22 protein-coding genes are annotated in these 19499 nt (G+C 64.7%); 11 read left to right on the top strand and 11 right to left on the bottom strand.

What is annotated here, in order from left to right; all coding sequences use genetic code 11:
• Positions 1-23: 23 nt before the first annotated feature.
• From lpxB to AC3IR3_RS04695, 3 genes are all read left to right on the top strand, one after another.
• A complete protein-coding gene (lpxB, locus tag AC3IR3_RS04705; RefSeq protein WP_489195853.1) occupies positions 24-1259 on the top strand; it encodes a lipid-A-disaccharide synthase in 1236 nt (411 codons plus the stop codon).
• Positions 1260-1271: 12 nt separating this feature from the next.
• Positions 1272-1919, top strand: coding sequence for a ribonuclease HII (gene rnhB, locus AC3IR3_RS04700; protein WP_489195852.1), 648 nt, complete (start codon positions 1272-1274; stop codon positions 1917-1919).
• Positions 1920-2250: 331 nt separating this feature from the next.
• A complete protein-coding gene (locus AC3IR3_RS04695; protein WP_489195851.1) occupies positions 2251-2613 on the top strand; it encodes a hypothetical protein in 363 nt (120 codons plus the stop codon).
• A 13-nt stretch (positions 2614-2626) separates the two neighbouring features.
• Here the strand turns inward: AC3IR3_RS04695 and AC3IR3_RS04690 are convergent, their stop codons facing one another.
• From AC3IR3_RS04690 to moaA, 5 genes are read right to left on the bottom strand one after another with little or no spacing between them, the layout of a single operon-like run.
• Positions 2627-3814, bottom strand: coding sequence for a molybdopterin molybdotransferase MoeA (locus AC3IR3_RS04690; RefSeq protein ID WP_489195850.1), 1188 nt, complete (start codon positions 3812-3814; stop codon positions 2627-2629).
• A complete protein-coding gene (moaCB, locus tag AC3IR3_RS04685) occupies positions 3815-4753 on the bottom strand; it encodes a bifunctional molybdenum cofactor biosynthesis protein MoaC/MoaB (RefSeq protein ID WP_489195849.1) in 939 nt (312 codons plus the stop codon).
• Complete coding sequence (locus tag AC3IR3_RS04680) at positions 4750-5235, bottom strand: molybdenum cofactor biosynthesis protein MoaE (protein ID WP_489195848.1); 486 nt, start codon at positions 5233-5235, stop codon at positions 4750-4752. The genes moaCB and AC3IR3_RS04680 overlap by 4 nt, the downstream gene beginning before the upstream one ends.
• 1 nt (position 5236) lies before the next feature.
• Positions 5237-5488: a MoaD/ThiS family protein gene (locus AC3IR3_RS04675; protein WP_489195847.1), complete on the bottom strand. Its 252-nt coding sequence runs from the start codon at positions 5486-5488 to the stop codon at positions 5237-5239.
• A gap of 33 nt (positions 5489-5521) precedes the next feature.
• Positions 5522-6499 (bottom strand): GTP 3',8-cyclase MoaA, encoded by a 978-nt coding sequence (gene moaA, locus AC3IR3_RS04670; RefSeq protein ID WP_489195846.1) that lies wholly within the window; start codon positions 6497-6499, stop codon positions 5522-5524.
• An 85-nt stretch (positions 6500-6584) separates the two neighbouring features.
• On the opposite strand from moaA, the gene AC3IR3_RS04665 reads away from it, so the two are divergent.
• From AC3IR3_RS04665 to AC3IR3_RS04630, 8 genes are all read left to right on the top strand, one after another.
• The gene (locus tag AC3IR3_RS04665; RefSeq protein ID WP_489195845.1) at positions 6585-7571 is read left to right on the top strand and encodes an XdhC family protein; all 987 of its coding nucleotides are present in this window, start codon (positions 6585-6587) and stop codon (positions 7569-7571) included.
• On the top strand, positions 7568-8170 hold the full coding sequence (locus AC3IR3_RS04660) for a nucleotidyltransferase family protein (RefSeq protein WP_489195844.1): 603 nt from the start codon (positions 7568-7570) through the stop codon (positions 8168-8170). Before AC3IR3_RS04665 ends, AC3IR3_RS04660 begins: the two co-directional genes overlap by 4 nt.
• Before the next feature lie 178 nt (positions 8171-8348).
• Complete coding sequence (locus tag AC3IR3_RS04655) at positions 8349-9185, top strand: cytochrome b/b6 domain-containing protein (RefSeq protein WP_489195843.1); 837 nt, start codon at positions 8349-8351, stop codon at positions 9183-9185.
• Positions 9178-9933, top strand: coding sequence for a molybdopterin-dependent oxidoreductase (locus AC3IR3_RS04650; protein WP_489195842.1), 756 nt, complete (start codon positions 9178-9180; stop codon positions 9931-9933). Before AC3IR3_RS04655 ends, AC3IR3_RS04650 begins: the two co-directional genes overlap by 8 nt.
• Positions 9934-10111: 178 nt before the next feature.
• On the top strand, positions 10112-10510 hold the full coding sequence (locus AC3IR3_RS04645; protein WP_132141910.1) for an HU family DNA-binding protein: 399 nt from the start codon (positions 10112-10114) through the stop codon (positions 10508-10510).
• A 178-nt stretch (positions 10511-10688) separates the two neighbouring features.
• A complete protein-coding gene (locus AC3IR3_RS04640) occupies positions 10689-11075 on the top strand; it encodes a BlaI/MecI/CopY family transcriptional regulator (protein WP_489195841.1) in 387 nt (128 codons plus the stop codon).
• A 1-nt stretch (position 11076) separates the two neighbouring features.
• Positions 11077-12822 (top strand): M56 family metallopeptidase, encoded by a 1746-nt coding sequence (locus AC3IR3_RS04635; protein ID WP_489195840.1) that lies wholly within the window; start codon positions 11077-11079, stop codon positions 12820-12822.
• A 70-nt stretch (positions 12823-12892) separates the two neighbouring features.
• Positions 12893-13561, top strand: coding sequence for an HAD-IA family hydrolase (locus AC3IR3_RS04630; protein WP_489195839.1), 669 nt, complete (start codon positions 12893-12895; stop codon positions 13559-13561).
• Positions 13562-13751: 190 nt separating this feature from the next.
• On the opposite strand, the gene AC3IR3_RS04625 is transcribed toward AC3IR3_RS04630, so the two are convergent.
• The 6 genes from AC3IR3_RS04625 to AC3IR3_RS04600 all read right to left on the bottom strand — a co-directional run bounded on the left by AC3IR3_RS04625 (position 13752) and on the right by AC3IR3_RS04600 (position 19387).
• Positions 13752-15362 (bottom strand): sulfite reductase subunit alpha, encoded by a 1611-nt coding sequence (locus AC3IR3_RS04625; RefSeq protein WP_489195838.1) that lies wholly within the window; start codon positions 15360-15362, stop codon positions 13752-13754.
• On the bottom strand, positions 15359-16375 hold the full coding sequence (locus AC3IR3_RS04620; protein WP_489195837.1) for an FAD:protein FMN transferase: 1017 nt from the start codon (positions 16373-16375) through the stop codon (positions 15359-15361). Before AC3IR3_RS04620 ends, AC3IR3_RS04625 begins: the two co-directional genes overlap by 4 nt.
• Positions 16376-16603: 228 nt before the next feature.
• Positions 16604-17413, bottom strand: a complete 810-nt coding sequence (locus AC3IR3_RS04615) for a DUF4198 domain-containing protein (RefSeq protein ID WP_489195836.1) — start codon at positions 17411-17413, stop codon at positions 16604-16606.
• A gap of 26 nt (positions 17414-17439) precedes the next feature.
• Complete coding sequence (locus AC3IR3_RS04610) at positions 17440-17952, bottom strand: DUF2271 domain-containing protein (protein WP_489195835.1); 513 nt, start codon at positions 17950-17952, stop codon at positions 17440-17442.
• 10 nt (positions 17953-17962) lie between these two features.
• A complete protein-coding gene (locus tag AC3IR3_RS04605) occupies positions 17963-18589 on the bottom strand; it encodes a PepSY-associated TM helix domain-containing protein (protein ID WP_489195834.1) in 627 nt (208 codons plus the stop codon).
• A 186-nt stretch (positions 18590-18775) separates the two neighbouring features.
• Positions 18776-19387, bottom strand: coding sequence for an outer membrane beta-barrel protein (locus tag AC3IR3_RS04600; RefSeq protein WP_489195833.1), 612 nt, complete (start codon positions 19385-19387; stop codon positions 18776-18778).
• Positions 19388-19499: the final 112 nt, after the last annotated feature.

The raw sequence follows: 19499 nt of genomic DNA, 5'->3' as shown, positions 1-19499 counted from the left end.
GCCCACTGCAGGAGGCATCCATCATGCAGAGCACGACCGTCGCGCCATCGGGCCCTCTCATCGCCCTGATCGCCGGTGAAGATTCCGGCGACCAGCTCGGCGCCGACCTGATCGCCGCCCTGCGTGCGCGCTTCCCCCACGCCCGCTTCGTCGGTATCGGCGGAACCCGCATGCTCACCCAGGGCTTCGAATCCTGGTACGACATCCGCGAACTGTCCGTCATGGGCTTCGCCGAAGTACTGCGCCATCTGCCACGCCTGCTGAAACTTCGCCGCGATATCACGACCCGCCTGCTCGCCGCGCGACCCGACGTCGTCGTCGGTATCGACGCGCCGGATTTCAATCTGGGCGTCGAGCGCAAGCTCAAAGCGGCCGGCCTGCGTACCGTGCACTACGTCAGTCCATCGGTCTGGGCATGGCGCGAAAAGCGCGCCGAGAAAATCGGCCAATCCGCCGATCGTGTGCTGTGTCTGTTCCCCATGGAGCCATCGATTTACCAGCGCCACGGTGTCGACGCGCGCTTTGTCGGTCACCCCCTGGCCGATCGCTTTCCCCTTGTCGCGGACCGCGCCGCCGCACGCGATGCGCTGGCCCTGCCCCACGATGCACCGGTACTGGCCGTTCTGCCGGGTAGCCGGCCAAGCGAAATCGAGCGTCTCGGCACCATCTTCCTCGATGCCGCCGCACGCGTCGCGACCGCCATGCCGCAGGTTCGCATCGTCGTTCCGGCCGCCAATCCGGCGGTGCATGCGCGGCTCGCATCGCTGCTTTCAACGTTCGCGGTTGCCGGCGCGGCCACGCCGCTGCTGGTCGAAGGGCACTCCCACGAAGCCATGCTGGCCGCCGATGCGGTACTCCTCGCTTCGGGTACGGCCACGCTCGAGGCCATGCTCGCCAAACGCCCCATGGTCGTCGGCTATCGCGTGGCCCCGGTTAGCTATCGCATCGCTCGCGCGCTGAAAATGCTGAAAACCGATGTGTACGCGCTGCCCAACATCCTTGCGCGCGCATGCGGACTGGGAAACAGCCTGCTCGTCCCCGAATTCATGCAGGACGACTGCACTGCCGACAATCTCGCCCACGCGACCATCGAATTGCTGGGCGACAGCGAACGTCGCGGCGCCATCGTCGCCGCGTTCGAATACCTGCACCAGGAACTTCGGGGCGGCCTCGAAGGCCTCGCGGCGGATCATGCCGCCGACGCCATCGCCGATCTGCTGCCGCCGTTGCCCACCAACTCGGCCGGTCAGGTCAGATAGAACCCGCCCGCCATGCCACGCAAGCGCAACGTCACCTCGAGCCTGGAACCCGGACTTATCGTCGCGGGCGTGGACGAGGCTGGCCGCGGACCGCTGGCCGGGCCTGTCGTGGTCGCCGCCGTCATCCTCGATCCCGCGCGACCGATTCGCGGACTGAACGACTCCAAGCAGCTCAACGAAGCCGTTCGCGAGAAGCTCTATGGCCGCATCGTCGAACGCGCACTTGCCTGGACCGTGATATTCGTCGAACGCGACGAAATCGATCGTATCAATATCTTCCAGGCCACCATGATCGGCATGACCCGCTCGCTCATGGGCCTGTCGCTCGCGCCTCATGTCGCCCTGATCGACGGCAATCGCCTGCCGAAGACACTGCCCTGCCAGGGTCGCGCCGTCGTCGGCGGCGATGCGACGGAGCCGTCCATCAGCGCGGCTTCGATCATCGCCAAGGTCAGCCGCGACCGGCACATGCACGAGCTGGAGGCCCTGTATCCGGGTTATGGATTCGCGAAGCACAAGGGTTACGGCGTGCCCGAACACCTGGACGCGCTGGGCCGGCTGGGGCCTTGCGATGCCCACCGCCGGAGCTTCGCCCCGGTGCGGAAGTGGTTCGAGCCTGAAAGTGGCGTGCCGGAAGCGGACATGTTCGCGCTGGATTGAACCCCTGCGTGGCCGCGAGCGACGCAGCTCGCCAGTTGAATCCACCAGCCCCTCATCGTCGCTCCCGCGCAGGCAGGAGCCCAACGCCATGAGCACGGTTTTAGCGACACCACATGTTCGGGCTTTCAGAGCAGAACGGTGCGCTCCCGCGAAAACCCGCCGCACCGCTCTGGGCCCCTGCCTGCGCAGGGGCGACATCGAACGAGGCGACACGTTGAGATGAACGCGGGCGTGCTCTGCCAGCCCTCGCCCTAAAGTCCTGTCAGCACCTGCCGATAGCTGGGGTAACGCCCTCCCCCGAGGGTGTCTTCCCTCCCCTCAGGTCAACGACATGAAAATCGCCATCGCCGCCGCTCTTCTTCTCGCCGCCCCGCTCAGCGCCCACGCCGCGTGCGCCGCCAAGGACTTTTCCGTCGACGGCTTCAACGTGAAGCTCGCCCAGGGTTCGGGCCAGCCGCGTTTCACCATGAAGGGTCAGCTGACCAACAAGTGTGGCGAAGCCGCCGCCGCGCAGATCCGTATCGATGCCAAGGACGCTACGGGCAAGATCATCCAGAGCAAGCAGGGCTGGCCGGCGGGCACCTCCAACATCGCCCCGGGCCAGAACGTCGATTTCGACCTCGGCCGTCTCTTCCGTTACCAGCCCGACATGTCGGACTACACCGTGACGGTTGTCGACGTCAAAGCCTGGTAAGACCGCTCGTAAGTCAAAGCGTCAGCCAGCGCACGCGTTCGCCGGCGCTGAACGACGCTTCGCGCGACGGTAGCCATACCAGCGCGTGGGCCGACGCCAGATTGCTCAGCATGTGGGAGTCCTGTTTCGGCAGGACTTCCAGTCGCGCGACGCCGTCGGTGTCGTCCAGCCGCATGCGTACCAGCCGGTCCCGCTCGGGATCGGCCTCTACGGCCGCAGCCAGCACGCCGCCACGCCACGCGGGCAACGCCTGGGTCACTCCCTCCATGTGTCCCAGAATCGCCCTCCCATGGACGGCGAGGCAAACCAGCACGGCAGCGGGATTGCCCGGCATGCCAAGTAGCGCCGTCGCGCCACGCATACCGAACCACAGCGGTTTGCCGGGCTTCTGTGCCACCTTCCAGAACACCTTTCGCACACCGAGGCTTTCCGCCACGGCCGGCACGAAGTCGCGATCGCCAACCGACACGCCGCCGCTGGTCACGACGAGGTCGGCGACATCGAGTGCCTGTCGCATCGCGTCGGTAAGCGCCTGCTCGTCATCCGGTACATAAACCACGGACGGCTCGCCATAGCCTTGCTCGATAAACCACGAGCGCAGCAAGGGACCGTTTGCGTCGTAAATCTGACCCGGCCCCAGCGATGCACCGACCCGCAGTACTTCATCGCCCGTAATCAGAACCGCGATACGCGGCCGACGCCGTATCGACACGCTATCGATACCCGCCATAGCCAGGGCGGCGATCAGACCGGACGTCACGCGCTGTCCGATCCTCGCTATGGCCGTACCGGCCGCAAGCTCTTCGCCGGCGTATCGGATAGCCGTGCGCTCGGTAACCGTTTCGCGCAAGCGCACGTGAGAACCATCGCGATCGACGATCTCCTGCCGCGCCACGGCGTCGGCACCCTCCGGCAACATGCCACCCGTGAGAATACGCACCGCCTGTCCCGGCCCCACGACCGCGCCCGAGGGATCGCCCGCTGCGGACGTGCCGACCAGTTCCCGCGACGCCATGCCGTCGACGGAACGCAGGGCGTATCCGTCGACCGAACTCTGGGTGAAACGCGGAAGGTCGATACGCGCGGCCGGAGCCTCGGCCAACACAGCTCCCAGGGCCGCTTCGACCGGCACACTCTCGGTATCCAGTCGTACGACCGTGCGACGGTATTCGTCCAACGCGCCTTCGATAGGCAGCAACACTCAGTGCGCCTCGCCGTAGCCACCGGGATGGGTGCCGCCCGAACGGCCGGTTTCGACGAGATGCACGATGCCGGGAAGCACGGCGGCAAGCGATTCCTCGGCACCGGCACGACTACCCGGGAATGTAAGAATCAGCGTTTCGCGCGCATAACCGGCGATGCCGCGCGAAAGCATCGCGTACGGCATGCGTTGCTGACCGAACGCACGTGCCGTTTCCATGATGCCGGGAATATCGACATCGATAAGCGGACGCACGACGTCGATGGTGACATCGCGCGGACCCAGGCCCGTACCGCCCACGGTAATCACAAGATCGACGCCACGATCGATCAGCTCGCGCAGATGGTCGTGCAGTTTGCCCGCATCGTCGGGCAGGATCGCGTCATCGACCGGCGAAAAACCCGCGTTCTCCAGCGACGCACGTACCGATGCGCCAGCCGTATCGGACTTCGCTCCGCTGGCCACTGTATCGGACAGCACGACCACGGCCGCGCTACGCGGCGCGGCGAGCCGACGGCGAAAATGCGACTTGCCGCCGATCTTGCGCTCCAGGCGGCAGTCTTCGATATGCAGGTCTTCCGGTTCGGCATACGGCTTGAGCATGTCGTACAACGTGAGCGCTGCCATGCTCGCCGCGACCAGCGCTTCCATTTCCACGCCGGTCGGTCCGATGGTCTGCACTTCGGCGATCACTCGCACATGCGTCTGCGCGAGTTCGTAGCTGATATCCGCGCGATGGATGGGCAGCGGATGGCATAACGGAATCAGTTCGTCGGTGCGCTTGGCGGCAAGAATGCCGGCAACGCGCGCGGTCTTCAGCGGATCGCCTTTTTCCGTCTCGCCACTGCGCAGCAGGTCGATACATGAAGCCGGTGCATGAAGCGTGGCGGTGGCGCGCGCCTTGCGCAGCGAATCGGGCTTCTGGCTGACGTCTTTCATGCGTGATCGTGGCTCGTATGCGAATAGTCGCGCGCGGCGTGGTCGTCCAAGTCGTCGCGTATGCAGCAGCCTTCCACGAAGGCGCTCGTACCGTCGACGTAGAATTCCTCTTTCCAGATCGGCGCACCGTGTTTTACGGCATCGACCGCGTAGCGGCAGGCCTCGAACGCTTCGGCACGATGCGGCGCGCGCACCACGCATACGATGGCGATATCGCCGATACCCAGTTCGCCGACACGATGGCGCACGCGGCAATAGGGCACACCGAAACGCGCGCGCGTCGTCGCCTCCACTTCGCGGATGATCTTCGCGGCAAGCGGCCCGTGCGCGGTATACGCAAGGCGCGACACCGCGCGACCTTCATGGTGATCGCGAACCGTTCCCACGAACATGGCCAGACCGCCGCATTCGGGATACTCGTCCAGCGCCAGCAACGGCTCGACGGCAAGGGGTTCGGCGCTGATAACGTCGTCGAATGACATGTCAACCTCCCGCCACAGGCGGCAGCAGCGCAATGCGGCCATCGATGGGCAATGCATCGACACGGCGAACGATGGTGTCGCCCGACACACAGGCGCAGCGCTCCAGCGAGGCTGCCAGTTCCGGGCGCTCGCGCGCCAGCAGGGTCAGCGCGTCGCCCACACTGAGCACGGCGTCGCCAGCTTCGACACGAAGCTCTCCTGTACCGGCGAGCTTGCGCAGGTTGGCAAAGAGTTCGAAAACGAGATGTTTCATGGATTCTCCGGAGCGAACGGCCGCGTGTCGCGGTCAGCCGCCCATCGCGTGCATGGTGAGAGGCCGGTCCACCGGGCCAGGATGCGATGCGTAACCCGCGTCCTTCAGCCAGACCGCGCGGCGAAGCTGGGTGAGCAGCGTTTCGTCGTCCACTCCTTCGCGCATGCGGGTGCCGAGGGGCATGCCGATCGGCGAGAACAGGCAGGTATAGAGCTCGCCGGTGGCGGTAATGCGCAGGCGATCGCAGGTGGAACAGAAAGGATTGGACACTGTCGAGATGATACCGAGCGGGTACTCGCCATCGATCAGATAAGGCGTCGCCGGATCGTGTCCGCGCTCCTGCGTCTGAACCCGATGCGTCGCGCCGATGGCGTCGAGGATTTCCTGTTCGGTGACCACGGCGGTGCGCTGCCAGTGACCGGGTGCGTCAAGCGGCATGTATTCGATGAAACGCAGCGGCAGACCGCGCGCCATCGCCCATTCCAGCAGCGGCACGACGTCTTTTTCGTTACTGCCGCGGATGACGACGGCGTTGAGCTTCACATTCGCCCCCGCGGCCGCCAGGGCGTCGATGCCGTCCAGTACCGGCTCGATCTCCCGGCGCGTCAGCGCGCGGAAGGTATCCGGGTCGACCGCGTCCAGGCTGACGTTGAAGTCGTCGATGCCGGCTTCCACGAGCTGCCGCGCCTTCGGTGCGATGCGCGATGCGTTCGTGGTCATCGACAGCCGCTGCAAGCCGCGTGCACGCAGCGCGTCGATCGCTACGACACATTCCAGCAGGTCGCGGCGCAGCAGCGGTTCGCCGCCGGTCAGCCGGATCTGGGTAATGCCTTCATCGACGAACAGACCCGCCAGCCGCACGATCTCGTCGCGTTCGAGCAGGCTTGAACGCGGCAGCCAGTCGGGGTGCTCCGGCATACAGTACGTACAACGAAAATTGCAGCGATCGGTGAGCGATATCCGCAACTTGCGTTTGGTACGTCCGTGGCGGTCGGTGAGGTGGGATGTCATTGGCTTCCATTATCCATATCGGCCGTGAGAAGGCCGTTTCCGCCAGCTCACGCTATCGATGGAGACATCGTGCCAGACTTCGGTCATGAACGTCTTGCGCGAACCCGACCAAACCGTCGACTGGCCCGCATGGCCCGAGTACGCGCTCAGCGACGACCTGCTGCCCGCGCTGCGGGAATGGCTGGCCGACGGCCAGCGAATCGCCCTCGCCACGCTGGTCAGCGTGGAAGGGCCGTCGCCGCGCCCTCTGGGCAGCGAAATGCTGGTGGCGGGCGACGGTCGCGTTGCTGGCTATGTGTCTGGCGGTTGCGTGGAAGCCGCGGTAGCGGCCGAAGCCTTGCTGGCCATGGCCGATGGCCGACCGCGTCTGCTCGACTACGGTGTCGGCAGTCCGGTACTCGACATCCAGCTTAGCTGCGGCGGACGTATCGGCATCTTCGTTCGTGAACTGGCCAGACCTCGGGAGTACAGCAACCTTCTGGCCACGGCCAGACGGGAACGGCGACCGGTAACGGTGCTGTCCCACCGGGCCACCGGCGACTGGGGCATCGTGGATGGCGAAGCCGAGGCCTCGCCGTCGCAGTACGCACGGGTGCACACGCCACCTCTACGCGTGGTTGCCGTCGGCGGCGACCCGGTGACGTTGGCCCTCGCACGTATCGCGCCCATGATCGGCGTCGAGGTCGTGCTGCTACGGCCGCACGGACCGGCGATTCCGCCGCATGGCATCGCCCTTGCCGCTTACGATCCACGCGCACTGGAGCAGGCACTGGACGCGATGGCACTGGACGAATGGACGGCCGTCTATTCGCTCAGCCACGATGCGGAAACCGATCACAAGGTAGCTCTCCACGCGCTGCGTTCCCGTGCTTTCGCGGTCGGCGTGCTCGGCAGCCGGCATAAGATCGAATCCCGGCTGGCCCGGCTGAAAGACGACGGCATCGACGACGAAGCGCTGCAACGACTGCATCTGCCGGCGGGTATTCCCATCGGCGCGCAGACGCCATACGGCATCGCGGTATCCATCCTGGCGCAGCTCTCGCAGAGCGACCGCGCGCGCTCGTCGCAGTGAACAGGACCCACGTCGCCCTGATACTCGCGGCCGGCGGAAGCCGGCGACTCGGCCGTCCTAAGCAATTGCTTACCATCGAAGGCGAGACGCTGGTAGCGCGCGCCGTACGCATGGCGATAGCCACCGCTCCACGCGAACTGCTCGTGGTTACCGGAGACCACGAGACCGCCATTCGTGCCGCCTTGTCGACGCACCCGGTCCATTTCGCGCATAACGCACGCTGGCGCGACGGACTGGCGACGTCGCTCCAGGCCGGCGCTCGCGCACTCGAAGGAAACAACACGGCCGTACTCGTTCTGGTCACCGATCAGATCGGGCTTACCGTCGACCATCTTCACGCGTTGCTCGCCGCGCATACGTATGACCGCGACACCGTTACGCGTTACGGCGACGCGACGGGCGTGCCTGTCGTACTGCGGCCGGCGACGCTGGCCCGCGCCCATGAACTTCGCGGCGACGCGGGGTTCAGGCGGCTGTGGAGCGATTCGCAGGCCCCGCCGCGGGAGATCGAGGGAAGTCCCCTCGCGTTCGATCTGGATACGCCGGACGATCTGGCCAGTGCGATTGCTCTTGGGCATCTGGATCGGGTCGAGCAGTAACCGATCGCGATCGCTCTGGGTTCCCGCCTGCGCAGGAACGACGATATGGGGCAACGGCAGTCGCCCTCAGCGCGTCATCCGCACGACGTCGCGAACGATCACGTTCCAAAACACGCATGTAAGCAAACACGTGTTCCCAGGGTCATACTCCATATCGCCCCATGCGGACGGATGCCCCATGACCGACACGAACGGATCGCGCCTCGTCTATCGCCATCGCTGGCCAGTGCGCGTCATGCACTGGATCAACGTCGTCTGCCTGTTCGTACTGCTGGGCAGCGGACTGCAGATCTTCAATGCCCACCCCTCGCTGTACTGGGGCATCCGCTCCGATCCCGGCAAGGAAGTCCTGAAAATAGGCGCCACGCAACAAAGCGACGGCCAGCTGCGCGGCATCACGACGGTCGGCAACCATGCGTTCGACACCACCGGCATACTCGGCGCCTCGCGCGTCGGTACCGAGGTTCAGCCGCGTGCTTTCCCGTCGTGGGCGACGATCCCCGGTCCTGGCTGGCTCGCGATGGGACGACGCTGGCACTTCTTTTTCGCGTGGCTCTTCGTCGTCAACGGGCTCTGCTATGTCGCCTGGTCGCTGGCCAGCCGGCACCTGCGCGACGACCTCGTCCCCACGTGGCGCGACTGGCGCGGTATGGGACGCTCCATTGTCGATCACCTCCGCTTCCGCCATCCCCATGGCGACGAGGCGCTTCGCTACAACGTGCTGCAACGCATCGCTTACCTCGTCGCCCTCGTCGTATTCGGCGGGGGCATCGTCCTGATGGGGCTGGCCATGTCGCCACGCATGGACGCAGTGCTGTCGCCACTGGTCGACCTCGTCGGCGGCCGGCAGTCGGCCCGCACCATCCATTTCGTCATCGCGTGCGGTTTCGTCGCCTTCATCGTGGTGCATGTGCTGGAAGTCATCATCACGGGCCCGCTGAACCAGCTGCGCGGCATGATCACCGGCTACTACCGCGTGAAACCCGAAAAGCCGCAGGAGACGCCCCATGACTGAACGCCGCCGGTTCCTGCGCAATACTCTTCTGGCGCTGGGCGGCGCCGTCATCGCCGGCTGCGACCGGATATCGAACAGCGACACCGGCGCGCGCGTACTGGGTACGGCCGAAGACGTCACGCGACGGATGCAGAAGCTGTTCTCGCCGTCCCAGGCACTGGCGAAAGAGTACGGAGAAGCCGATATTTCGGCGGTTTTCCGGCCAAACGGCAGCACCATGCCGGATACGGACGACTATCGGGCACTGCTTGAATCCGGCTTCAGGGACTACCGGCTACAGATCGACGGTCTCGTGGCACGGCCGTTGCAACTGTCGATCGCGGACCTGCGCGGTCTTGGCACCCGCACGCAGATCACCCGCCACGACTGCGTCGAAGGCTGGAGCGCTATCGGCAAATGGACCGGCACACCGCTGGCCGCCGTGATCGATCGCGTCGCTCCGACACCGGCCGCCCGCTACGTGGTCTTCCACTGCTTCGACGAGATGGAAGAAGACACGCCTTACTACGAAAGTATCGACCTGACCGAAGCCCGCCATCCGCAGACACTGCTTGCCTACGCGCTGAATGGCAAGGATCTGCCCGTCGCGAACGGCGCGCCGTTGAGGCTGCGCGTCGAGCGCCAGCTCGGCTACAAGCAGGCCAAATACATCCGCGGGCTGGAATTCGTGGACTCCTTTGGCGGCATCGCAGGCGGCAAAGGTGGGTACTGGGAAGACAATGGATACGAGTGGTATGCGGGCATCTGATGCGGTGCATCACGGTCGGAAATGAATGAAGACCCCTTCGCCCCTTAAAAAAAGGGTCGAAACGAGAAAAAAATCTCGCTTACCCTATTTCACACGGCGCAAAGCAACGCTAGAGTGAGTCGCCCGCTGGGCACCGGCCGGAACGGCCGAACTTTTCGATCACGTGACAAGGATAACCATGGCCAAGACCACCAAATCGGCGGCGACAAAGAAAGCCGTCAAGGCGCCTGCCAAAGCCGCTGCTAAGGCTCCCGCCACCCTCAAGCCGATCAAGGACGCTCTGTCGAAGTCCACGCTCGTTGCCCATCTCGTCGAGCACAGCGGCGTCGAAGGCAAGGGCGTGAAGGCCGTTCTGGCCTCGCTTGAAGCCGTCATTGCTGCATCCATTCACAAGAAGGGCGCTGGCTCGTTCACGCTGCCCGGTCTGCTGAAGATCACGTCCGTAGCTGTTGCGGCCAAGCCGAAGCGCAAGGGCAAGGATCCGTTCACCGGTGAAGAGCGCATGTTTGCCGCCAAGCCGGCATCGGTCAAGGTCAAGGTTCGCCCGCTGAAGAAGCTCAAGGACGCGGCAGCCTGATCCGTTCGCGCATGACGCCCTAGCGTCCGCGCGCAACGACAAGCATTCCAGACGCCCCCGCCTTCGGCGGGGGCGTTTTGGTTTGTGGGGTATGCAGACGGATATGCCGGAAGTCATGCTTGACTACACGTGTAGTCAAGCGCACCCTGCCTACACGTGTAGTCAGAGGTAATACCCCATGCTAAAGCGATCCATCGGCGACCAGGAACTGGCCCTCCTGGAATACGTTTCCAGCCATCCGAAGAGTTCGGTAGCGGATGTGCAGACCGGTTTCGGCGAGCCACGTAATCTGGCGCGCTCCACGGTTCTGACGATGATGGAGCGGCTACGCACGAAGGGGTATCTCGGTCGCCGCCGCGCCGAAGGTTCCTTCCGCTACAGCGCCAGCAGCGGCGCGACCGATGTCATGCGCGGCGCCGTGGGCAGCTTCGTGGAAAAAACCCTGCGCGGTTCCGTCTCGCCCTTTGTCGCGTGGATGTCCGAACGCGGCGAAGTCACCGACAACGAACTGGCCGAGCTGGAAGCGCTGGTCAGTACGCTCCAGTCGAAGCGCAAAGGCCGCTGACATGGACGCCCTTGCCGAAACCCTGCTCCTGCGCCTTGGGCACACCTCGTTACAAGCCTGCGTACTGGGCGCCGTGGTGTATGCACTGACCCGATACATCCCCTCGCTGTCGGCCGCGACACGTGCATTGCTGTGGTGGCTGGTGGGCGTGCAAGCTGTCGCCGGCCTGTTCAGCGGCACGGCGTGGCAACTGCCGTGGCTCCCCTCGCCGCGGCCCGTCGCGATCGAACCCACCACCATCATTGTTATGCCGCCCACGACATGGCATGCCACGCATGTCCCTTCCCTGCCCGAAGCACAAGGCATCGCGTGGACGACATGGTTGTTCGCGGCCTGGGCAGCGATCGTCGCCATCCAGGCTATCGTCGCCTTCGTGCAGTGGCGCCGTATCCGCGGCGTGATCGCCCGCGCGTTGCCCCACGACGACGCACGCCTTGAAACGATGGTGTCGCAGCGTGCGCGCCGCCTGGGCCTGCGCCGTTCGCCCGCTCTCGCATGTTCCGCGGAAATCGTCTCGCCCCAGGTGGTCGGCATCCTGCGACCCACGATCCTACTACCCGTCGAAGCCACACTGGACGACAGCGAGCTGGAGATGGCGCTCGTCCACGAACTGGCCCATGTACGGCGCGGCGACATCTGGCTTGGCTGGATTCCCGCCCTCGCGCGCGCCCTGTTTTTCTTTCATCCCCTGGTGCATTACGCCACGCGCGAATACGCCCTTTCCCGAGAGGCGGCGTGCGATGCGGAAGTGCTGCGTCGCGGCCGTCAGGCGCCACAAGCCTATGGACGTCTGCTACTGCGCATGGGCGTGTCGCCGCATACGCGGCATGCGCTCGGCGGCGCCTCCCCCACGTTCGAAACCCTGAAAAGGAGACTCACCATGCTTCAGAATGCCAACGAGAAGAGCCCCCGCGCGCTTGCCTGGCTCCTCGTCGCCGCCGTATCCGCGGCGGGCGTGGTGCCGTATCGCGTCGTCGCCTCGGCCCACGTCGCACCTGCCGCCGACATGCAGGCACATTCCGCGCCGGTCGCCCCCAGTCTTCCGCCGCTACCTACCGCCCCGCCCGAACCCATGCCGCCCGGCGCTCCGCCGGCGCCCGTCGTACCGCCGCCCCCGACCGCGCCATTCGGCAGCGAGTTCGACCACAGTGTGGTCACGTTCGACAGCGACGCGCGTAGCGCTTACGTCATCATGGACGGCCGTTCGATGTTCATGAGCGGCACGCGTGTCGACGCGCAACGCGCCAGGCAGCAGCGCAAGGGTGACGAACCGCTGCTGTGGTTCCGTCGCGCCGATGGCGAGTGGGTCGTGCGCGATCAGACGTATATCAAGAAGATCCAGTCGGCCTTCTCGTCCGTCAGCGACCTGAGCGAAAAGCAGCAGGCCCTGGCCGGGAAACAGCAAGCGCTCGCCCAGAAGCAGCAGGGCCTGGGACAGCAGCAGGCGTCACTCGGTTACCAACAGGCAAAGCTCGGTACGAGACAGGCGGAAATGTCGTTACGCGCGTCCGACCCGAGCCTGTCCAGCGCACGCGATGTACTGGTAGGCGAGCAGAACAAACTCGCCGTCGAACAGAGCAAAATCGGTGAGCAGGCAGCAAAACTCGGTATGCAGCAGGGCGAACTCGGCTCGCAGCAGGCGGAACTGGGGCAGCGTCAGCGGGAAGCAAGCCAGCGCGCCCAGCGCGACGTCGAAAACTTGCTCGACGAGGCTGTGCGCACGCACGTGGCCCAGGCCGCGCGCTGACGGAATCGCAGGTCTCCGGTAAGGTGAACGCCTTCGTCGTCACGCGACGCGCTCACTTACCGGAGACCTCATGCAACTGACCGCCGGCCGCATCATCGAAGCACGGGCCCTGCTATTCGATATGGATGGCACCCTGATCGACTCGCGCATCGCCGTCGAACGTATCTGGAAAGCATGGTGCGAGCGGCACGGTGTCGACTGGCACTATGTCCTGCCTCGCCTGCATGGCGTTCGTCTTGCCGACTCCGTACGCAGCTTCGCGCCGCCGGGCGCGGATGTGGTCGCCGAGACCGCGCATCTGTACAAACTGGAACTGGAACAGACCGACGGCATCGTGCCCATTCCCGGCGCTATCGACCTGCTCGCATCGCTGCCTGCCGACCGCTGGACGATCGTCACCTCCGCCGACCGGGAGCTGGCCGAGGCGCGCCTGAAGAGTGCGGGTATCACGCCCCCCGAACGAATGGTCTGCGGCGACGACGTCGCTCATGGCAAACCCGATCCGGAAGGTTATCTGGAGGGGGCACGGCGTTTCGGCGTCACGGCCGGGGAATCGCTGGTGTTCGAGGATGCCGCAGCGGGAATCGAAGCGGGTATGCGTGCCGGTGCGCGTGTTATCGCGTTGGCTGGGGATCATCCCGAAGAGCTGCGCGAAGGCATCGAATGGATGCCGGATCTGACGTGGCTGCGGTTCGATGGGGTGGTCGGGGATAAGGTGCGGCTTGCCGTAGTGCGTTAAGCGCACCGAAGACGCCACACGCCACAACCACCTTCACCGTCGTCCCTGCGCAGGCAGGGACCCAGTGCGGTGCAATCGGTTGTGACGATAATGCCGGCTCAGCTCTTCAAGAGCGCGATTGCGCGCCGCTACACATCCAGCGACTATCGCCTTGGGCCCCTCCCTGCGCAGGGGCGACGGTGAGGGATAGCTAGTACACATCCCGCCGATACCGCCCCGCCGCCGCAAGCTCTTCGACACGCACATCGCCCAACACACTACGCAACGCCATATCCACCCCGGGCGCCATACCCGCCAGACTCCCACATACATACACGCTGGCCCCATCCGCGATCCATCGGCGCAAGTCGTCGCCCGCGGCGCGCAACGCGTCCTGCACATAACGCAACGAGCCGCCATCGCGCGACCACACCAGATCCAGCCGCTCGATATCCCGCGACGCGCGCCACGCTTCCAGCTCGTCCACATGCAGACGATCCACTGCCGCCTGCCGCTCGCCGAAGAGCAGCCAGTTACGCCGGTGTCCCGACGCGATGCGCTGCTTCAGCAAGGCGCGCAATCCCGCGATGCCCGTACCATTGCCGATCAACACGACAGGACGATCGTCGGCCGGCACATGGAAACCAGCGTTACGACGCACCCGAACATCGATCTCCGCACCGACGGCCGCATGCTGCGTCAGCCAGCCCGAACCGACGCCCAGTGCACCATCCGGGCCTCGTTGCCGACGCACGACCAGATGCAATGCACCGTCGCCCGGCAGCGACGCAATGGAATATTCGCGATGCGGCAACGCGGCGAGTGTCGGAAGCCAGACATCGGGCGAGCATCCACGAACCGCATCGGGCACCGGCAGGTGCACGCCAGCCAGCCGGTTCGTCAACGCGCTATCGACGACAAGTTCCGCCTCTTCCGTCCAGCGCGCGATATCGGCGGCTCCATGCCGCGGACCGATCTCGACGATATCGCCCGCGTTCCATTGCAGCCACGAGGTATCGCCGGGCACCAGCGCCACATGAAAACAGGCTTCGCCAAGACTGCCCGCATTGAGTAGACGCCGCTCGATCAGACGCCATGCCTGATACGAAGGACGCTGCCAGTCGGGCATCTCCGTATTTCCGCTGAGCTGACCGATATGGTGCTGCCAGTGCCGGAGCGCACCCTCATCGCCATTGTCGACCTCCACCAGATCGAACAACGGCAGCGCGCCGGACGCATGCAGCCAGTGTTCGAGGTTATGGCCGAATGCGCAGAAGTCGTCGTAGTCGCGATCGCCCAACGCAAGAATGCCGTAACGCAGATGACCAAGCGCAAGCGGTGCGGACATCGCGGCGCGCTGAAACCCCACCGCGCTGTCCGGCGCATCGCCCTCGCCCGTGGTGCTGACGACGAACAGCACCCGCGCGTAATCTGCAAGCGTGCTCGCATCGAGCTGTCCGATCGTACGAGTGTCGACCGGTATGCCCGTATCGCGCAGCGCTTCCGCCGTGCGCATCGCAAGCTCCTCGGCGAATCCCGTCTGCGATGCCTGGACGACAAGAATACGTTCGGCGACCGGCGCTCCTGCCGCCGCGTCTATCGCGCGCGATGCGGAAATCCCCGCGCGACGCCGCCCAACAGCCAGCGCCACGCTTCCGGCCGTCCAGATCAACGTAATGGCAATCGCCCAACCCAGACGCTGCGAATCGCCGCTCGCGGAAAACAGGCTGGCCCGATGCCAGCGCCACAGCATGACGGCGACCGCGATCAGGCACACGCCGATCAGGCATTGTCCCAGCAGTGCCCGCCGCGATGCGGTCACGACTTCAGCGCCGCCGCGAACGCCGGCGACATGCGTTCTTCGAATCCATGTTCGCCATAGAGAACGAAGAGCACGGCGATACCATGAGTCTTCGCATACGCCATGCCTGCGTCGGGACCGAGTACCGTCATCGTGGTACCCAGCGAATCGGCGTGCATGCAGTCGGACGCGACGATGCTTACCGACGCGATTTTATGAGCGACGGGATAGCCCGTACGCGGGTCGATATGGTGCGAAAAAACCTTGCCGCCACTTTCGAAGAAATGCCGGTAGTCACCCGAGGTAGCAATGGCGCGATCGCGCAGCGAGACGATCCGCTCCACCTGATCCACGTCGTCGACGGCGCCCGCCGCCGCACCCGGTCGTTCGATACCGACATGCCACGGTGTGCCATCGGGTTTCCGGCCGCGTCCGCGCAGTTCGCCTCCTACTTCGACGAGATAGGCATCGATACCCTGCGCATCGAGCCAGCGTGCCACCTGATCGACGCTGAAACCTTTCGCGACCGACGACAGGTCGACGTAAACGCCGCCAGGCTGCAACGCACGATGGTTCTTCGGATCAAGCTGGACGCGTTGCCAGCCAACCCGCGCGCGCGCCGTGGCGATGGCCTCCGGCGTCGGTGCTTCATGCGAGTGACGCTCCGGGCCGAAACCCCACAGATTCACCAGCGGCCCCACGGTCGGGTCGTACGCGCCACCGGACGACGACGCCAGTTGCAGCGCATAGCTCAGCACGTCGTAGAACTCGACAGGCAACACCTGCCACGTACCGGCCGGCGCACTGTTGAACCGGCTGAGATCGGACGCCGGTTTCCATGTACTCATCTGCAAGTCGACGCGATCGACTTCGGCCTGGATGCCGGCACGGATGCGCGCCGGATCGGCCTTGGCGGGAAGGACGGCGTTGACCGACCAGGTCGTTCCCATGACCTCGCCTTCGAACCGGCGTACGTCGTTCGCTGTCGCCAGGGGAGCCACCAACAGAAGCAGCAGGACGAGGATCGCTTTCATGGATGGCATCGCGGATGGAAAGGCCCGGACGCTATAACGCGCTGCCAGGCAAATGGATTACGGGCGGGAAATGCGGGGATTGGGGGTGGGAAGCGGGGGCGTGCTTCCGGCGATCGCTTGAGGGTGCTGGTATCGCCCAGCGGAAGCAACGTCCGCCTGGCGCTTCTCGTTCCCTCAAGCGTTTGCCGGAAGCACGCCCCCGCTTCCCACCCCCAATCCCCGCTTCTCTCAAAGCGGCAGCACTTCGAACGTGGCCGTATAGGCCAGCCGACGCTGCTTCGCTTCCTTGACGCTGGTATGGGTGTCTTCGGCACTGGCGTTCACCCAGTACATGCCCGGACCGGGGAACGTGATGCTGAAGTTGCCGTCCTTGTCGGTGGTGGTATCGATCTCGTCCGGCGAGTTGCGGTAACGGGTGGCACCCGGGATCGCAATAACCTTCAGATTCGCCGCCGGCTTGCCGTCCAGCACCAGACGGAACGTCGCCGGCTCGCCGGCCGCGAGGTCGTTCGGATGCGTCACGGGAATCAGTTCGAGGCCGACGTTCGTGGCCTTCAGCGCACCGGTGCTCGGCGTGCCCTGCGTCACGAAGGTTTCGACTCGCGTGGACATCTCGCCCACCTGCACGTTCTTCGCACCGGCCGGGACGCCGGTTTTCAGCTCGCCTGCCTTGCCGCGCCAGCGCTTCTTCTGGCCGTCGAGTTCATAACTGGCGGTCAGCCCCTGATTCACCAGGGCGAGGCGATACGTGCCCTTCTGCGGAACGGCCAGATCGAACGTGCTGCGGTACTTGCCGGTCGATGCATTCTCCGGCTTCACCGTCGTGCCGTCCGGCGCGGTGATGACCAGTGTGTCCAACTGCGCGGGGAAGTGATCCGGGTAATACAGATCGTTGGAGATCGCAGCGTCCACCGTCACCCAGGCCTCGTCGCTGGACAGCACGGTAGCCGACGGCACCATCCACATCTTGTGGGCCTGTGCGGCCAGCGGCAGGGCAAGGGCGAGGCAGAGCACCGCGCGGGCGAGAGTACGTGTCATGGTCGTCTCCTGATGCTTACTGGGAATTAGGGATTGAGGTCGAGGCTGATCAGGCCCAGTTCGTCCTTGCCCTGCGCCGTGAGATGCGCGGGTCTGGTCGCCGGCCAGTCGAAAGGAATGCGCTGCATGTCGCGGCCACCGACTTCGCGCGCGGCCTCGACAACGAGTTCGTAGTGGCCCGGCGCCAGCGTGCCCAGCGGCGGCTTGCCATCGGAGAACGAAAGTTGATGCTGGCCGGCGGGACGCGTCGCGCCGGACACGCCGTCGATCGGCATCGTCTGCTCGCGCCCGCTGCGCCGCCACCACTGGCGCATGTCCTTCAACCACTTCGCACCTTCGCCGTCGGCCTTCTTCACGTCGTACCAGACCGCCAGATTCGCAGCGACCGTGTGGTCTTCGCGCTCGATCCAGACGGCGACATACGGCCGGTGATATTCGGCCACCTTCAGCGTGGGAATGTTCACGGTGAGATTCATGTCCGCACCGAACACCGGCGCGGCGACGGCGAGGCAGACGGCAACGATAAGACGACGACGCATGAAACCCCCTTCAGTGAATGAACAGCAGCACCAGCACCAGCACCAGCGGCAGCACCAGACCGAGCGCAACCATCGGCCAGGTGGCGCCGCGCTGCGCGGCGTGCATCTTCAGCAGGAATAATCCGGTGATCGCGAAGATCAGGCAGGCCAGCGCGAAGATGTCGATAAACCAGCTCCACACCGCGCCGGTATTGCGGCCCTTGTGCAGATCGTTGAGATAGGAAATCCAACCGCGGTCGGTGACTTCGTACTCCACCTCGCCGCTATCCCGCTGGATACTCAGCCATGCATCGCCACCGGGACGCGGCAGCGCGAGGTAAACTTCGTCGTCGCTCCAGTCGGCATCTTTCGACGCCAGCGAGAGATGTATCCGTGTATCGATCCAGTCGCGAACCGGCGCAGGCAACGGCGCCGACTTGCCGCTCGCAGCCAGCGTCGCCAACACGTCGGCCGGCAGCGTCGTCTTGCGATGCTCCACCTTCGGTGTCGCCTCGATACTGCCGGCGTGATTCAGCGTGAAGCCCGTGCCCGCGAACAAAACCAGCGCAATCAGGCAAACCGCGGAACTGATCCAGTGCCACTGGTGCAGATGCTTAAGCCAGAACGCGCGGCGTTGCCGGTCGACGGTATCGCGCATGTGCTGGCGTGGCCCCTGGGGTTTCGGATCGGTATGGGCCTACATGGTAGACGAGATGCGAATGACTCGCAATTGCGATGAATGGCGATGCCACGCCATCGTCGGAGGAGACAAGGGCCAGGAGGCGACCCTTGCCAGTCGATTCAAGATACAGCCCGTAGGTCCCGACCCTCGATCGGAAACAGCTTAGAACCTGTATTCGGTCGACAGCTGGACGGTGCGCAAATTGAAGTGAATGCGCTCCTCACCGGAGCGAGCAGCCATCCAGTATTTGTCCACGGACAGACCGACGCTCCACGACGGCGCGACGTTGATGCCAACACCAAGGCCCAGATAGTTGCCATTGTCGCGAATGCGACGGTTTACCTGGTCTTCGACCGACCGGAAAGACGACGACGATCGCCAGTTCTGCCAACCCGCACGCCCCGTGACATACCAACGGTCGGAGATTGCAAAACGTACATTGCCTCCCCAGGCGATCGTCGACGTTTTCAGATTGTCGTCGTAGGGACCGACATCGTCGGTGCCCGTGAACGTCGACGAGCCAAATTTCTGATAGGCCAGCTCGGGGCCGAACGACCACCGATCGCCAAGCGCCCATCGATATCCACCATTCACGCCCAGCGTTACGCCACCGTCTTTCACACGCTCGTCGAAGTACGGCACCGTCACGAAAGAAGACGTCGCCTTGCCGACCTGCGCCCCGACAAACCACCCCGCCCCATCCTTCGCGATCACCGAACCGGTCACCGCGAAGCACGCCACAGCAGCCACACCCATCCACATATGCTTCTTCATTCCATGACTCCTTGTGTCGTTCAATCCTCACCCGTCTGTCCGTCAGATCAGGCGTTCACTGCAAACCGGGAGCCTGATTGCGACAGCCCAGCTCTTACGCAATCGTCAGCCT

The organism is Luteibacter sp. GL_149, assembly GCF_057834065.1.
The sequence above is the reverse complement of the archived record's forward strand: the minus strand, read 5'-3'. Positions and strand labels throughout refer to the sequence as shown.

Coding starts and splice junctions, on each gene's coding strand:
- lpxB (WP_489195853.1), top strand. CDS start 24: ATGCAGAGCACGACCGTCGCGCCATCGGGCCCTCTCATCGCCCTGATC.
- rnhB (WP_489195852.1), top strand. CDS start 1,272: ATGCCACGCAAGCGCAACGTCACCTCGAGCCTGGAACCCGGACTTATC.
- AC3IR3_RS04695 (WP_489195851.1), top strand. CDS start 2,251: ATGAAAATCGCCATCGCCGCCGCTCTTCTTCTCGCCGCCCCGCTCAGC.
- moaCB (WP_489195849.1), bottom strand. CDS start 4,753: ATGAAAGACGTCAGCCAGAAGCCCGATTCGCTGCGCAAGGCGCGCGCC.
- AC3IR3_RS04680 (WP_489195848.1), bottom strand. CDS start 5,235: ATGTCATTCGACGACGTTATCAGCGCCGAACCCCTTGCCGTCGAGCCG.
- AC3IR3_RS04675 (WP_489195847.1), bottom strand. CDS start 5,488: ATGAAACATCTCGTTTTCGAACTCTTTGCCAACCTGCGCAAGCTCGCC.
- moaA (WP_489195846.1), bottom strand. CDS start 6,499: ATGACATCCCACCTCACCGACCGCCACGGACGTACCAAACGCAAGTTG.
- AC3IR3_RS04665 (WP_489195845.1), top strand. CDS start 6,585: ATGAACGTCTTGCGCGAACCCGACCAAACCGTCGACTGGCCCGCATGG.
- AC3IR3_RS04655 (WP_489195843.1), top strand. CDS start 8,349: ATGACCGACACGAACGGATCGCGCCTCGTCTATCGCCATCGCTGGCCA.
- AC3IR3_RS04650 (WP_489195842.1), top strand. CDS start 9,178: ATGACTGAACGCCGCCGGTTCCTGCGCAATACTCTTCTGGCGCTGGGC.
- AC3IR3_RS04645 (WP_132141910.1), top strand. CDS start 10,112: ATGGCCAAGACCACCAAATCGGCGGCGACAAAGAAAGCCGTCAAGGCG.
- AC3IR3_RS04640 (WP_489195841.1), top strand. CDS start 10,689: ATGCTAAAGCGATCCATCGGCGACCAGGAACTGGCCCTCCTGGAATAC.
- AC3IR3_RS04635 (WP_489195840.1), top strand. CDS start 11,077: ATGGACGCCCTTGCCGAAACCCTGCTCCTGCGCCTTGGGCACACCTCG.
- AC3IR3_RS04630 (WP_489195839.1), top strand. CDS start 12,893: ATGCAACTGACCGCCGGCCGCATCATCGAAGCACGGGCCCTGCTATTC.
- AC3IR3_RS04620 (WP_489195837.1), bottom strand. CDS start 16,375: ATGAAAGCGATCCTCGTCCTGCTGCTTCTGTTGGTGGCTCCCCTGGCG.
- AC3IR3_RS04615 (WP_489195836.1), bottom strand. CDS start 17,413: ATGACACGTACTCTCGCCCGCGCGGTGCTCTGCCTCGCCCTTGCCCTG.
- AC3IR3_RS04610 (WP_489195835.1), bottom strand. CDS start 17,952: ATGCGTCGTCGTCTTATCGTTGCCGTCTGCCTCGCCGTCGCCGCGCCG.
- AC3IR3_RS04605 (WP_489195834.1), bottom strand. CDS start 18,589: ATGCGCGATACCGTCGACCGGCAACGCCGCGCGTTCTGGCTTAAGCAT.
- AC3IR3_RS04600 (WP_489195833.1), bottom strand. CDS start 19,387: ATGAAGAAGCATATGTGGATGGGTGTGGCTGCTGTGGCGTGCTTCGCG.